12 protein-coding genes are annotated in these 13333 nt (G+C 74.6%); 11 read left to right on the top strand and 1 reads right to left on the bottom strand.

The window, feature by feature from the left end:
* Nucleotides 1-681: 681 nt before the first annotated feature.
* The 9 genes from casI (at nucleotide 682) to ACZ434_RS31340 (ending at nucleotide 10101) form a co-directional block, all read left to right on the top strand.
* On the top strand, nucleotides 682-2343 hold the full coding sequence (gene casI, locus ACZ434_RS31380; protein WP_468461863.1) for a steroid-22-oyl-CoA synthetase: 1662 nt from the start codon (nucleotides 682-684) through the stop codon (nucleotides 2341-2343).
* Nucleotides 2344-2404: 61 nt separating this feature from the next.
* On the top strand, nucleotides 2405-3571 hold the full coding sequence (locus ACZ434_RS31375; protein ID WP_468461861.1) for an acyl-CoA dehydrogenase family protein: 1167 nt from the start codon (nucleotides 2405-2407) through the stop codon (nucleotides 3569-3571).
* Nucleotides 3568-4644 (top strand): bifunctional MaoC family dehydratase N-terminal/OB-fold nucleic acid binding domain-containing protein, encoded by a 1077-nt coding sequence (locus ACZ434_RS31370; RefSeq protein ID WP_468461859.1) that lies wholly within the window; start codon nucleotides 3568-3570, stop codon nucleotides 4642-4644. Before ACZ434_RS31375 ends, ACZ434_RS31370 begins: the two co-directional genes overlap by 4 nt.
* Nucleotides 4644-5771: an acyl-CoA dehydrogenase family protein gene (locus tag ACZ434_RS31365; RefSeq protein WP_468461857.1), complete on the top strand. Its 1128-nt coding sequence runs from the start codon at nucleotides 4644-4646 to the stop codon at nucleotides 5769-5771. Before ACZ434_RS31370 ends, ACZ434_RS31365 begins: the two co-directional genes overlap by 1 nt.
* Nucleotides 5768-6217 (top strand): MaoC family dehydratase, encoded by a 450-nt coding sequence (locus ACZ434_RS31360; protein WP_468461855.1) that lies wholly within the window; start codon nucleotides 5768-5770, stop codon nucleotides 6215-6217. The genes ACZ434_RS31365 and ACZ434_RS31360 overlap by 4 nt, the downstream gene beginning before the upstream one ends.
* Nucleotides 6214-7395, top strand: coding sequence for a lipid-transfer protein (locus ACZ434_RS31355; RefSeq protein WP_468461853.1), 1182 nt, complete (start codon nucleotides 6214-6216; stop codon nucleotides 7393-7395). Before ACZ434_RS31360 ends, ACZ434_RS31355 begins: the two co-directional genes overlap by 4 nt.
* The gene (locus ACZ434_RS31350) at nucleotides 7392-8243 is read left to right on the top strand and encodes a MaoC/PaaZ C-terminal domain-containing protein (protein ID WP_468461851.1); all 852 of its coding nucleotides are present in this window, start codon (nucleotides 7392-7394) and stop codon (nucleotides 8241-8243) included. The genes ACZ434_RS31355 and ACZ434_RS31350 overlap by 4 nt, the downstream gene beginning before the upstream one ends.
* Nucleotides 8236-9021, top strand: a complete 786-nt coding sequence (locus tag ACZ434_RS31345) for a 2-keto-4-pentenoate hydratase (protein ID WP_468461849.1) — start codon at nucleotides 8236-8238, stop codon at nucleotides 9019-9021. Before ACZ434_RS31350 ends, ACZ434_RS31345 begins: the two co-directional genes overlap by 8 nt.
* Nucleotides 9022-9171: 150 nt before the next feature.
* Nucleotides 9172-10101, top strand: coding sequence for a 3-oxoacyl-ACP reductase (locus tag ACZ434_RS31340; protein WP_468461847.1), 930 nt, complete (start codon nucleotides 9172-9174; stop codon nucleotides 10099-10101).
* A gap of 21 nt (nucleotides 10102-10122) precedes the next feature.
* Here the strand turns inward: ACZ434_RS31340 and ACZ434_RS31335 are convergent, their stop codons facing one another.
* Complete coding sequence (locus ACZ434_RS31335) at nucleotides 10123-10734, bottom strand: TetR/AcrR family transcriptional regulator (protein ID WP_468461845.1); 612 nt, start codon at nucleotides 10732-10734, stop codon at nucleotides 10123-10125.
* Nucleotides 10735-10905: 171 nt separating this feature from the next.
* Between ACZ434_RS31335 and ACZ434_RS31330 the strand changes: the two genes are divergently transcribed.
* Nucleotides 10906-12513 carry an FAD-dependent oxidoreductase gene (locus ACZ434_RS31330; protein WP_468461843.1) on the top strand — a complete coding sequence of 536 codons (1608 nt, stop codon included), beginning with the start codon at nucleotides 10906-10908 and terminating at the stop codon, nucleotides 12511-12513.
* A 13-nt stretch (nucleotides 12514-12526) separates the two neighbouring features.
* Entirely contained in the window at nucleotides 12527-13321 is a 795-nt protein-coding gene (locus ACZ434_RS31325; RefSeq protein ID WP_468461841.1) for an SDR family NAD(P)-dependent oxidoreductase, read from the top strand.
* Nucleotides 13322-13333: the final 12 nt, after the last annotated feature.

The following is a 13333-nucleotide window of genomic DNA, read 5'->3' as shown; positions in this document are numbered from 1 at the left end:
CCCCCCCCCCCCCCCCCCCCCCCCCCCCCCCCCCCCCCCCCCCCCCCCCCCCCCCCCCCCCCCCCCCCCCCCCCCCCCCCCCCCCCCCCCCCCGCGCCCGGTGCGTGACCTCCGGTGAGTGACCGTCGCGATGTCCTCCGATGGCGGGTGCCCGTCCTCCCGTGGGTGCCGTCCGAAGGCCGCGCGGGCCGCGTCCCGTGTGCACCTGTCGCCCGCGGGGGCGGACACCCGGCGTCGAGGGCGCGTGCGTGCCCGCCGATGGCGACCGGTGCCGCCGGACGTCGCGTCCGTGGCCCGGCGGCTGCCGGCGGCTGTCGGCGGGGAAGGTGCGCCGCTCGCCGGCAGCCGGCCGGTGCACGACCGTCGCCCGCGTCCGGCCCCCGGCCAGGACCGCAGGTGGCCCCGGCCACCGCTCTCCCGGTCAGCGGGACCGCTCCGGCCGGGGCGGACGGCTCGCGGCTAGCGTCGCCGACGGCAGGAGGACCGGCCGGGACCGGGACTGCCGGGACGGCGTACCGCGGAGGTCGGACCGACCGGAAACGGGCGGCGGCCCCCACCACCCGCCCCCGGCACGACCCCGCCCGGGGCTTCACGACCGACTGCGGAACACCCGGCGCACCCGCGCCGCCCGTCTCCGTACCGACCACGGGAAACCCGTCCACCGGGTGAGAGGGACCCACGTTGCCACATCAGACGATCGCCGACCTGCTGCTCGCCCGCGCCGGGGACGACCACCCGGGCCTGCTGACCCGCGAACGGTCCTGGACCTGGGACGAGGTGGTCGCCGAGAGCGCCGCCCGCGCCGCCTGGGCCGCGGAACTGCGCACCGAGGGACCGTTCCACATCGGCGTGCTCCTGGACAACGTGCCCGAGTACGTCTTCTGGCTCGGCGCCGCCGCCCTCGCCGGCGCGGCCGTCGTCGGCATCAACCCGACCCGCCGCGGGGCCGAACTGGAGCGGGAGGTACGGCACACCGACTGCCTGCTGATCGTCACCGACCGGGCCGGCCTCGACCTGCTGGACGGTCTGGACGTCGGAGTGGAGCGGGACCGCTTCCTCGTCGTCGACGAGCCGGACTACGCGCGGGGCCTCGCCGCCCACACCGTGCGGGGCCCGGTACGCGCCGCCCCCGACGTCACCGCCGCCACGCGGATGCTGCTCCTGCTCACCTCGGGCACGACCGGCACGTCCAAGGCGGCCCTCTGCTCGCAGGGCAGGCTCGCCGCGCTGGGCGCCGCCAACAGCGCCAAGTACGACATCACCCGCGACGACACCTGCTACTGCCCGATGCCGCTCTTCCACGGCAACGCGCTCATGGCGCTGTGGGCTCCGGCCCTCACCGCGGGCGCCACCATCGCGCTCACCCCCAAGTTCTCCGCCTCCGGATTCCTCCCCGACGTCCGCCACTTCGGCGCCACCTTCTTCACCTACGTCGGCAAGGCGATCGGCTACATCCTGGCCCGCCCCGAGACGCCGGACGACGCCGACAACCGGCTGACCCACGCCTTCGGCACCGAGGCCTCGCCCGAGGACGCGGACCGCTTCCTGCACCGCTTCGGCTGCCGGCTCGTCGAGGGATACGGCTCCAGCGAGGGCGCGGGCATGCTCAAGCGGGTGCCCGACGGACCGGCCGGCGCGCTCGGTGTGCCCGCCCGCGACGGCGTCCGCGTCGTCGACCCGGCGACCATGGAGACCTGTCCGCCCGCCCGGCTCGACGTCCACGGCCGCGTGCTCAACCCGCAGGAGGCCGTCGGCGAGATCGTCGACATCGAGGGCGCGGCCCGCTTCGAGGGCTACTACAACAACGAGGCCGCCGACGCCGAACGGGTCCGCCACGGCTGGTACTGGACCGGAGACCTCGGCTACGTGGACGAGGCCGGCCACGTCTACTTCGCCGGCCGCTCCGGCGACTGGATCCGGGTCGACGGCGAGAACATCTCCGCCCTGCTCACCGAACGCGTCCTGCGCCGGCACCCCGGCATCGTCGCCGCCGGCGTCTTCGGCGTGCCCGACCCGCGCTCCGGCGACCAGGTGATGGCCGCCGTCGAGATCCCCGACGGCACGCGCTTCGAGGACCTGGACCTGCCCGCCTTCCTCGCCCGCCAGGAGGACCTGGGAACCAAGGGCGCCCCCCGCTTCGTGCGCGTCTCGCACGCGCTGCCCACCACCGGCTCCAACAAGCTGCGCAAGAAGGAGATGCAGCTCGACGGCTGGCGCACCGGCGACCCGGTGTACCACTGGACGGGCCGCGGCGGGCCCGCGTACGCGCTGATGACCGACGACGACAAGGCCGCCCTGCGCGGCGAGTTCCTCGCACGCGGACGCGGGCGCTTCCTGCCCTGAGCGTCCGCCGGCTCCCCGACAGGCCCGTTCGCCCGACGGCGACAACCAAGGAGAACGACACATGCAACTGCGCGAGAGCGCCGCGCACCGCGAGCTGCGGCGGGAACTGCGGGCGTACTTCGCGGGCCTGATGCCCGAGGACGAGCGCCGCCGCGTCGGCGAGGAGGGCGTCGGCGGCGACCGGTTCCGCGAGGTCGTCAAGCGGCTCGGCGCGGACGGCTGGCTGGGTATCGGATGGCCCACCGAGTACGGCGGCCAGGGCCGGCCGGTCGCGGACCAGTACGTGTTCTTCGACGAGGTCCAGCGGGCCGGCCTGCCCTTCCCGTTCGTCACCGTCAACACGGTCGGACCGACCCTCATGGCGTACGGGTCGCAGGAGCACAAGAGGCGGTTCCTGCCGGGCATCCTCTCCGGCGACATCGTGTTCGCGATCGGCTACACCGAGCCCGAGGCCGGCACCGACCTCGCCTCGCTGACCACCCGGGCCGTCCGGGACGGCGACGCCTACGTCGTGGACGGCAGCAAGATCTTCACCAGCGGCGCCAACACCGCCGACTACGTCTGGCTCGCCGCGCGCACCGACCCGGACGCCCCGAAGCACAAGGGCATCTCCATCCTCATCGTGCCCACCACCGACGAGGGCTTCTCCTGGAGCCCCATCCGCACGGTGGGCGGCATGGTCGTCACCGCCACGTACTACAGCGGGGTGCGCGTCCCCGCCGGCGACGTCGTGGGCGAGGTGGACGGCGGCTGGCGGCTGATCACCGCCCAGCTGAACCACGAGCGCATCGGCCTCGCCGCCCTCGGCGGCCGCATGATCCAGCTGTGGGAACAGGTCCTCGACTGGGCCAGGGAGAACGGCACGGCCGACATCCCGTGGGTGCGCCAGGAGTTCGCCCGCACCCACGCCCGGCTGGAGGCGATGCGGCTGATGAACTGGAAGATGACCGCCGCCGTCGCCGCCTCCACGCTGACCGGAGCCGACGCGGGCGCCGCCAAGACGTACGGCACCGAGACCCACATCGCCGTCCAGCGCGGACTGACCCAGATCCTCGGCGCCGCCGGGCGCATCCGCCCCGAGTCGCCGGGCGCGGTCCTGGCCGGGCAGGTGGAGCAGCTCTCCCGGCAGGGCATCGTGAACACCTTCGGCGGCGGCGTCAACGAGATCCTGCGCGACATGGTCGCCACCCAGGGCCTCGGACTGCCGCGCGCGGGGAGGGGCGCGTGAGCGGGCAGCGGGGCACCGGGCCGGACCCCGGGTACGAGGAGCGGCTGCGCGCCTTCACCGGGCGTGAACTGCGCCCCCGCACCCCGGGCCCCGACCCCGTCAACCAGCCGATGATCCGGCACTGGACGGAGGCGATGGGCGACACCAACCCCGTCTACACCGACGCCGCGGCGGGCCGCGCCACCGGACGCGCGGGAGTGGTGGCGCCGGCGTCGATGGTCCAGGCGTGGACGATGCGCGGCTACGCCGCCACCGTCTCCCCGCCGGACGCACGGGACGGCTTCGACGAACTGGTCGGCCTCCTCGACGAGGGCGGATACACCTCCGTGGTGGCGACCGACTCGGAGTTCACCTTCCTGCGGGAGCTGGAGCCGGGGGACCACGTGTCCGTCCGCGAGACGGTGGAGTCGATCTCGGCGGAGAAGCGCACCGGCCTCGGCACGGGGCGGTTCGTCACCACCCTCAAGACCTACACCGACCAGAACGGCGAGACCGTCGCCGTCCAGCGCTGGCGGACCCTCAGGTTCCGTCCGCGGCAGGCGGACTCCGCGCAACCCGCGCAACCCGGGGATCCCACGGAGCCGGCCCGGCCTCCGGCGGCCGAGGGACAGCGCCCCCGGGCGGTACCCGGACCGGCCCCTGAACCGGCCCCTGAACCGGCCCCCGCCCTGCGCCCCCGTCCGGCCGTCAACCGCGACAACGCCTTCTTCTTCGAGGGCGCCCGCCGGCACCGCCTGCTCATCCAGCGCTGCGCCGCCTGCCACGCACTCCGCCACCCCCCGGGCCCCTGCTGCCCGCAGTGCAACGCGCTGGAGTGGGACACCGTCGAGGCGGCCGGCCGCGGCCACGTCCACAGCTACGTCGTCAACCACCATCCGCGGCACCCCGCCTTCGACTTCCCGCACGTCGTCGCGGTCGTCGAACTCGCCGAGGGCACCCGCCTCATCACCAATCTGACCGGTGTCGCGCCCGGGGACGTCACGATCGGCATGCCCGTGGTCCTCGACTGGCTCGACGCCGATCCCGATCTGACCCTGCCGGTGTTCCGGCCCGCCCCGACGGAGGCGCCCTGATGGATTTCTCCCTGGGAGAAGAACTCGAAGCGGTCCGTGACCTGGCGCGGGAGATCTTCACCGACCGCGCCACGCCCGAGCGGCTGCGCGCGGTGGAGACCTCGCCGGCCCGGATCGACGAGCGCCTGTGGGCCGACCTGGCGTCGGCCGGTCTGCTCGCCGCCGTACTGCCGGAACGGGACGGCGGTGCCGGACTCGGGATGCCGGGTCTGTGCGTCCTCCTGGAGGAGCAGGGGCGGCGGGTGGCGCCGGTGCCGCTGTGGCCCGCCCTGACGGGCGCCCTCGCCGTCGCGGCGTGCGGCACCGCCCGGCAGCGCGCGGAGCTGCTGCCGGGACTCGCGGACGGCGGGAGGAGGACGACCGTCGCCCTGGAGGAGTTCGGCCCGGCCGACCCGCTCGCGCCGCGCACCACGGCCGTGGCGGACGGTGCGGACGGCGCGCACTGGCGGCTGACCGGAACCAAGGCCGTGGTGCCGTCCCCGGCCGGCGCCGGGCACGTCCTGGTCACGGCCGGCACGTCGGCCGGACCCGGCCTGTTCCTGGTTGCGTCGGACGCCCCCGGCGCCACCTGGGAACACGCCGAGACCACCAGCCACGACCTGAGCGCCCACCTCATCCTCGACGGCGCCCCGGGCGAGCCCGTCGGCACACCCGGCGACGAGGCCGTAGCGGCCCTGGTCCGCGACGCCCGGCTGGCGCTCGCCGCCGTACAGGTGGGCGTGGCCGTGGGCGCCCTCCGGTACGCGGCCGGCCATCTGGGCGAGCGCCGGCAGTTCGGCCGTCCGCTCGCCGCCTTCCAGGCCGTGCAGCACCAGCTCGCCGACTGCTACATCGACATCGAGGCGATGCGGGTGACGCTGTGGCAGGCGGTCGACGCGCTGGCCGCACCGTGCGACGCCGAGGACGCCGACCGGGCCGCCCTGGTCGCCAAGTGGTGGGCCGGCGAGGGCGGACTGAACACCGTCCACCGCGTCCAGCACGTGCACGGCGGCATCGGCGTCGACACCGACTACCCCGTGCACCGCCACTTCCTGTGGGGCAAGCAGATCTCCACCACCCTCGGCGGCGCGGGCGCCGACCTGGAACGCCTCGGCGCCCTGCTCGCCGGTGGGGCGGTGGCCCCGTGACCCGGCCGGACACCCCCGCTCTCCCCACCACCCGCGCCTACGGCGAGGTGGCCGTCGGCGACGTCCTCCCCGAACTGGCGGTCCCGGTGACGCGCACCCTGATCGTCGCCACGGCGCTCGCGAGCCGCGACTACCAGGACGTGCACCACGACCCCGACCTCGCCCGCGAACGCGGCTCCAAGGACATCTTCATGAACATTCTGACCAGCAACGGCCTGGTCGACCGCTACGTCACCGGCTGGGCCGGCCCGGCCGCCGTCGTCAAGGCCATCCGCATCCGGCTCGGCGCCCCCAACCACCCCGGCGACACCATGGTGCTCACCGGCACGGTGACCGCGAAGTCCGACGCGGACCGCCACGTCGACATCGCGGTCAAGGGCACCAACAGCCTGGGCTCCCACGTCACCGGCACCGTCACGGTGCGGCTGCCGGAGGAGGCCCGATGACCGCCGGCCCGCTCTCCGGGGCCGCCGCCGTCGCGGGCATCGGTGCCACGGAGTTCTCCAAGAACTCCGGACGCAGCGAACTGCGGCTCGCCTGCGAGGCGGTCCTCGCGGCCCTCGCCGACGCCGGACTGAAACCCGCCGACGTCGACGGGCTGGTCACCTTCACCGCGGAGACGAACTCCGAGATCCACATCGCCCGCAACACCGGCATGGGCGACCTGACCTTCTTCTCCCGCATCGGCTACGGCGGCGGGGCCGGCTGCGGCACGGTCCAGCAGGCGGCCATGGCCGTCGCCACCGGGGCCGCCGACGTCGTCGTCTGCTACCGGGCCTTCAACGAACGCTCCGGCGAACGCTACGGACTCGGCCAGGCCGCCCGCCCCATGGACACCACCGCCGACCGCGCCGCCTACGCCTGGATGACGCCGTTCGGGCTGAGCACCCCCGCGCAGTGGGTGGCCATGTTCGCCCGCCGCTACATGTACGAGTACGGCGCCACCACCGACGACTTCGGCCGGGTGGCCGTCGTCGACCGCAAGCACGCCGCGAACAACCCGGCCGCCTGGTTCCACGGCCGCCCCATCACCCTGCAGGACCACCGCGACTCCCGCTGGATCGCCGAGCCGCTGCGGCTGCTCGACTGCTGCCAGGAGACCGACGGCGGCCAGGCCCTGGTCGTCGTCTCCGCCGAACGCGCACGCGACCTGCCCCACCCGCCCGCGCTGATCCGCGGCGCGGCCCAGGGACTCGGCGCCGACCAGCACATGATGACCAGCTACTACCGGCCCACGATCACCGGCATCCCCGAGATGGGCCTGGTCGGCCGGCAGCTGTACCGGCAGAGCGGCCTCGGCCCCGGCGACATCGACGCGGCCGTCCTCTACGACCACTTCACCCCGCTGGTCCTGCCCCAGCTGGAGGAACTGGGCTTCTGCGAGCCCGGCGAGGCGAAGGACTTCATCGCCGACGGCCACCTCGAACTCGGCGGCCGGCTGCCGTTCAACACCCACGGCGGACAGCTCGGCGAGGCCTACCTGCACGGCATGAACGGCATCGCCGAGGGCGTCCGCCTGATCCGCGGCACCTCCGTGAACCAGCCGGACGGCGTCGGCCACGTCCTGGTCACCGCCGGCACCGGAGTCCCCACCAGCGGCCTGATCCTGGGAGCCGACCGATGACCGCGAGCACGCCCGGCTCCCCCTGGCGGGGCCACGACCTGGGCACCCGCACCGTCTCCTACACCGAACGCGACGCGATCCTGTACGCCCTCGCGGTCGGTGCCGGCGCCGACCGGCTGGACCTCGTGTACGAGGAACGCCTGCGCGTGCTGCCCACCTTCGCCCTGACCCTGGCCCAGTGGGCGCCCGACGCCCTCGGCGCGCTCGGCGCCTTCGACGTCACCACCGCCGTGCACGGCAGCCAGCGCCTGGCGGTGCGGGAGCCGCTGGAGCGGTCCGGGGAGCTGACGATGTCCGCGCGGGTCGCCGACGTGTGGGACAAGGGCTCGGCCGCCGTCTTCGACGTTGAGGTGTCCTGCGACCGCTTCACCGCGACCTGGTCGATCTTCGCCCCCGGCGCCGGCGGCTTCGGCGGCGACCGGGGCCCGTCCGCCCGGCGCCGGCCGGACCGGCGGGCCGAACTCGCCACGACCGTGGCCACACACTCCCGGCAGGCGGCCCTCTACCGGCTGCTCGGCGACCGGCACGCCATGCACATCGACCCGGAGGCCGCGCAGGCGGCGGGCATGCCCCGCCCGTTCCTGCACGGGCTGTGCACCCTCGCCGCCGCACTGCTGCCGCTGGCCGACGCCCTCGGAGCACACCCCGCCGATCTGGCGGAACTCCGGGCGCGGTTCGCCGCACCCGTCTTCCCCGGCGACCGGCTCGCCCTGCGCGGCTGGACCGACGGCGCCGGCGCCGGCGTCCGCTTCGAGGCGTCCGCCGGCGACGGACAGGCGGTGCTCTCCGGCGCTCACGCCCGCTTCACCTCCCACGCACCGAACCACGAGGAGAACCCCGATGCTTGAGCCCGCGCGGCGTGCCGAGGCCGCCGACCTGCTCCGGGCCGCACAGCGCGACCGGACCCCCGTCGACCCGCTGACCGACCTGTACCCGGGGATCGACGCCGCCGACGCCTACGGGATCCAGCTGATCAACATCCGCAGGCAGCTGGACGAGGGGGCCACGGTGTACGGCCACAAGGTCGGCCTGTCCTCCAAGGTCATGCAGCAGATGATGGGCGTCGACGAACCCGACTACGGCCACCTGCTCTCCGACATGGTGCTGTCCGAGGGGACGCCCGTCGAGACCGGCCGCTACTGCCGGCCCCGCATCGAGGTCGAGATCGGGTACGTGCTCGGCCGCGCTCTGCCCGGCGAGGACTGCACCACGGCGGACGTCCTCGCCGCCACCGAGTACGTCGTCCCCGCCATCGAGCTCATCGACAGCCGGATCAGGGACTGGAGGATCGGCCTCGCCGACACCATCGCCGACAACGCCTCCTCAGCGGGCGTCCTGCTCGGCGCCGCCCGGGTACGCCCGGCCGACCTGGACCCGGCCGACATCGCGGCCGTGCTGTACCGGAACGGCGAGGAGATCGCCCGGGGCCACACCAGCGCCGTACTGGGCGATCCGACCGAGGCGGTCGCCTGGCTGGCCCGCACGGTGGCCTCCTACGGGGTGCGACTGGAGGCGGGGCACGTCGTGCTGCCGGGTTCGTGCACCCGGGCGGTGGACGTGGCGCCCGGGGAGGAGTTCCGCGCCGAGTTCGAGGGACTGGGCCCGGTGTCGGCCGTCTTCGTCTGAGCCCCCGGCGTCGGCGCCCCGTCCGGGTGTCCACTCAACGGGACACCGCAGGACCGGGAACGAGAACCGGTACTAGTTTTCCGGCGCCGGGCGGGAACCGGGACCCGCCCGGTACATCCCACCGCCCGACGGAAGACGGAAAGAGGCAGCATGAGCTCGACGCACACCCTGGAGGGACGCACCGCCGTCGTCACCGGAGCCGGGGCCGGCCTCGGCCGCGCCGAGGCCCTCGCGCTCGCCGCCCTCGGCGCCGGCGTGGTGGTCAACGACGTCGGCCCGGCGGCGCACGACGTGGTCGCCGAGATCAAGGCGATGGGCGCGGACGCGGTGGCGGTGACCGGCGACATCGGGGACTGGTCCATGGGCGAGCGCCTGGTCGGGACCGCCGTGGAGAGCTTCGGCGGCCTCGACGTCGTCGTCAACAACGCCGGCGTGCTGCGCGACCGCATGCTGTTCAACCTGACCGAGTCGGACTGGGACGACGTCATCCGGGTCCACCTCAAGGGCCACGCCGGTCTCTCGCGCGCCGCCGCCGTGCACTGGCGCACGGCCTCCAAGGCGACCGGCGGCCCCGTCTACGGCCGGATCGTCAACACCTCCTCGGAGGCATTCCTGTTCGGCGCCCCCGGCCAGCCGAACTACTCCGCGGCCAAGGCCGGGATCACCGCCCTCACCCTGGCCACCGCCCAGGGCATGGCCCGCTACGGCGTGCGCGCCAACGCCATCTGCCCGCGCGCCCGCACCGCGATGACCGCCGAGTCCTTCGGCGAGGGCGTGAGCACGCCGGGCGGCCTGGACATCATGGCCCCGGAACGGGTCGCCACCCTCGTCGCCCACCTGGCCTCACCCTCCGCGGACGGGATCAACGGCCAGGTCTTCGTCGTCTACGGCGACATGGTCGCCCTGCTCGCCCCGCCCACCGTGGAGCAGAAGTTCACCGCCGCCGACGGCACCTTCACCCCGGAGGAGCTGGACGCCCGGCTGACGCCGTACTTCGACGGCCGCGACCCGCACCGGACCTACGCGGCGTACAGCGTCGCCGGACTCGACACGACGGGCACGCAGCAGATCCCCGGCTGAACGCCCCGAGGGGAGGACGGATCAGACGCCGTCCTCCCCGGGCGCGAGCAGCAGCCGGCAGGCCATGCGCAGGTCGGCGTCGGCCTCCTCCGGGCTGATCCGCTCGTTCAGCCGGGACTGCAGCACTCCGTACCAGAGCAGGGTCAGCAGCCTCAGCCGGGCGACGTGGTGCTCCGTAGGGCGGTCGACGCCCCACGCCCGCAGCAGCAGGTCGAGGAAGCCCGTGTCGACCCGCGCCAGGTCGGGCACGGTCGTCGCGCGGGCGGCGTTCGCCGACTGGATCATCGCGGTGGCGAGCTCCGGCCGGCGCAGGAGATTACGGGTTGCCCCGGCCAGCGCCGCGAAGACGGCGTCCTCCGGGGTCTCGTGCGCCGCACGGTCGGGCAGCCGCGCGCCGAACCCCTCGATCTGGTCGGCCATCACGGCCGTGAACAGGTGGGTCTTCGACGGGAAGTACCGGTACAGCGTGCCGATCGCCACCCCCGCCGACCTGGCGACCTCGTGCATCTGCACGCCCTCCAGCCCCTGCTCGGCGGCGATGTCCGCCGCGGCCCGGAGGATGCCCTGCCGGCGTGCGTGCTGACGGGGCGAAGTGGGCTCGGCCCCCGCTCTGGCCTCGGCGATCCTGGGCACCTCTGCCTCCCGGCGCTGGGTCGTGACAACGGCTTCCGACAATACGCGCGGTGCGGGTGCCGCGTCAGGGGTGCCCGCCTCCGTACCGGTCAGTGGGACCGCTCTCGCCCCCGCGGCCCGTGATCGGGTCTGCTGAGGCGTCACCGTCACCGACCGGCAGGAGGAACACCCGTGCGCAGCGGCCGAGGAGAAGGCGACGCCATCCACGACGTGATCGTCGTAGGGTCCGGCGCGGGGGCGATGACCGGGGCCCTGCTGGCTGCCGCGGACGGCCTGGACACGGTGGTGCTGGAGCGCACGGCGCTGCTCGGCGGCACCTCCGCGTACTCCGGGGCCGCCTGCTGGCTGCCCGGCACCCAGGTGCAGGACCGGGCGGGCCTCGGCGACTCCACCGAATCGGCCCGCACCTATCTGCGCGCCGTCGTCGGCGACGCCGAGGAGGACCGCCGGGAGGCGTTCCTGCGGCACGCGCCCGAACTGGTCGCCCGGCTCGAGAAGGAGCCCGCCGTCGAGTTCGAGTTCCAGGCGTTCCCCGACTACTTCGCCGCCCCCGGGCGGATGGACGCCGGACGCTCCGTCGTCCCGCGCGCCCTGCCGCAGGAGGAGCTGGGCGACCTGCTGCCCCTGGTCCGCCCGGCGGTCCACCGGGACCGCGAGGGACGGGGACACGACGACGGGCCGCTGGTCATGGGCCGCGCCCTGATCGGCCGGCTCCTGCTCGCCGCGACCCGCACCGGGAACGCGACCGTGCGCACCGAGCACCGGGTCACCGGACTGATCACCGAGAACGGCCGGGTCACCGGCGTCGAGGCACGGACCCCGCAGGGCACGGTCACCCTGAGGGCCCGCCGCGGCGTGCTGCTGGCCGCGGGCGGCTTCGAGGGCGACGAGGCGATGCGGACGGAGCACGGCGTCGCCGGCGGCGTGACGTGGAGCATGGCGCCCGGTGGTGCCACCACCGGCGACCTGATCCGCGCCGCCGTCGGCCTCGGCGCCGCCACCGACCTGATGGACCAGGCCTGGTGGTGCCCCGGCACCGAACTGCACGACGGCAGGGCGGGCTTCACCCTCGGCGTGCGCGGCGGCTTCTTCGTGGACGCCTCCGGCCGCCGATTCGCCAACGAGTCGCTGCCCTACGACCGGATGGGCCGGATCATGGCCACGGTGCCGGGCCCCGTCCACTTCGTCTTCGACTCCCGGGAGGGCGGCGCCCTTCCCGCCCTGTGCCTGCCGCCCGCCGACCCGGAGAAGAACCTGGCCGCCGGCACCTGGGTGCGGGCCGGCACGCCGGAGGAGCTCGCCGAGCTCATCGGCGTGCCGGCCGACGCCCTGAAGGACACCGTCACCCGCTTCAACGGCCACGCCGCCACCGGCACCGACCCCGACCACCACCGCGGCGAGGACCCCTACGACCGGTTCTTCGCCGACCCGGGCCGGGCCCCCGGCCCCAACCCCTGCCTGGTCCCGCTCGACCGGCCGCCCTACTACGCGGCCCGTCTGGTCCTCTCCGACCTCGGCACCAAGGGCGGCCTGCGCACGGACGTCCACGCCCGCGTCCTCGACACCGAGGGCCGCCCCCTGCCGGGCCTGTACGCCGCCGGGAACACCAGCGCCTCCTTCACGGGCGCGTTCTACCCGGGGCCCGGCCTGCCCATCGGCAGCGCCATGGTCTTCGCCTCACTGGCGGTGCGGGACATGGGGCTCCCGGCCAGTGGGACCTCCGACGACGCCCCGGACGGCGGACGCCCTACGGTCACGGCACCGCCCGGCCAGGACTGAAACGAGGTACTCGATGATCGACAAGAACGTGTACGGGCCCTGGGCGGTCGTCGCCGGCGGCTCCGAGGGCGTCGGCGCCTCGTTCGCCGACCAGCTCGCGGACGCCGGGATCAACCTGGTCCTGATCGCCCGCAAGCCGGACCCGCTGGAGGAGACCGCCGACCGGGCGCGCGCCAAGGGCGTCGAGGTCCGTACCCTCGCCCTCGACCTGCTGGCCCCGGGAGCCCTCGCGGAGATCCGCGCGGTCACCGACGGCCTGGAGGTCGGGCTGCTGGTCTTCAACGCGGGCGCCAACAGCTACGGCCACGAGTTCGTCACCGGCGACCTCGACCGCGTCCAGGACGTCCTGGACCTGAACATCACCGCGCAGCTCGCCCTCACCCACCACTTCGGGGCGCTGATGAAGGAGCGGGGCCGCGGCGGCATCCTGCTGGTCGGGTCACTCGCCGGGTACCTCGGCCAGGCCAGGATCAGCGTCTACTCGGCGGCCAAGGCGTTCAGCCGCGTCTTCGCCGAGGGGCTGTGGCTGGAACTGCGGGAGTACGGCGTCCACGTCCTCGAACTCGTCCTGGGCGTGACCCGCACTCCCGCCATGGAGCGCGCCGGTCTGCGCATGGACCTGCCCGGACTGCTCGTGGCCGAGCCGGACGACGTCGCCCGCGAGGGGCTGGAACACCTCGCCGACGGACCCGTACGGGTCGCCGGGGGCAACGCCGGGACCGCCGAACGGCGCAGCGGCTTCCCCCGGGCCGAACTGGTCCTCGGCGCGCACGAGGCGTCCCGGCGACTGCTGCCGCCGTCCGCCTGACCGGCGCGGCCT

The sequence above is a fragment of the Streptomyces sp. NPDC030893 genome, assembly GCF_055571535.1.
The sequence above is the reverse complement of the archived record's forward strand: the minus strand, read 5'-3'. Positions and strand labels throughout refer to the sequence as shown.

Coding starts and splice junctions, on each gene's coding strand:
- ACZ434_RS31375 (WP_468461861.1), top strand. CDS start 2,405: ATGCAACTGCGCGAGAGCGCCGCGCACCGCGAGCTGCGGCGGGAACTG.
- ACZ434_RS31365 (WP_468461857.1), top strand. CDS start 4,644: ATGGATTTCTCCCTGGGAGAAGAACTCGAAGCGGTCCGTGACCTGGCG.
- ACZ434_RS31355 (WP_468461853.1), top strand. CDS start 6,214: ATGACCGCCGGCCCGCTCTCCGGGGCCGCCGCCGTCGCGGGCATCGGT.
- ACZ434_RS31350 (WP_468461851.1), top strand. CDS start 7,392: ATGACCGCGAGCACGCCCGGCTCCCCCTGGCGGGGCCACGACCTGGGC.
- ACZ434_RS31345 (WP_468461849.1), top strand. CDS start 8,236: ATGCTTGAGCCCGCGCGGCGTGCCGAGGCCGCCGACCTGCTCCGGGCC.
- ACZ434_RS31340 (WP_468461847.1), top strand. CDS start 9,172: ATGAGCTCGACGCACACCCTGGAGGGACGCACCGCCGTCGTCACCGGA.
- ACZ434_RS31325 (WP_468461841.1), top strand. CDS start 12,527: ATGATCGACAAGAACGTGTACGGGCCCTGGGCGGTCGTCGCCGGCGGC.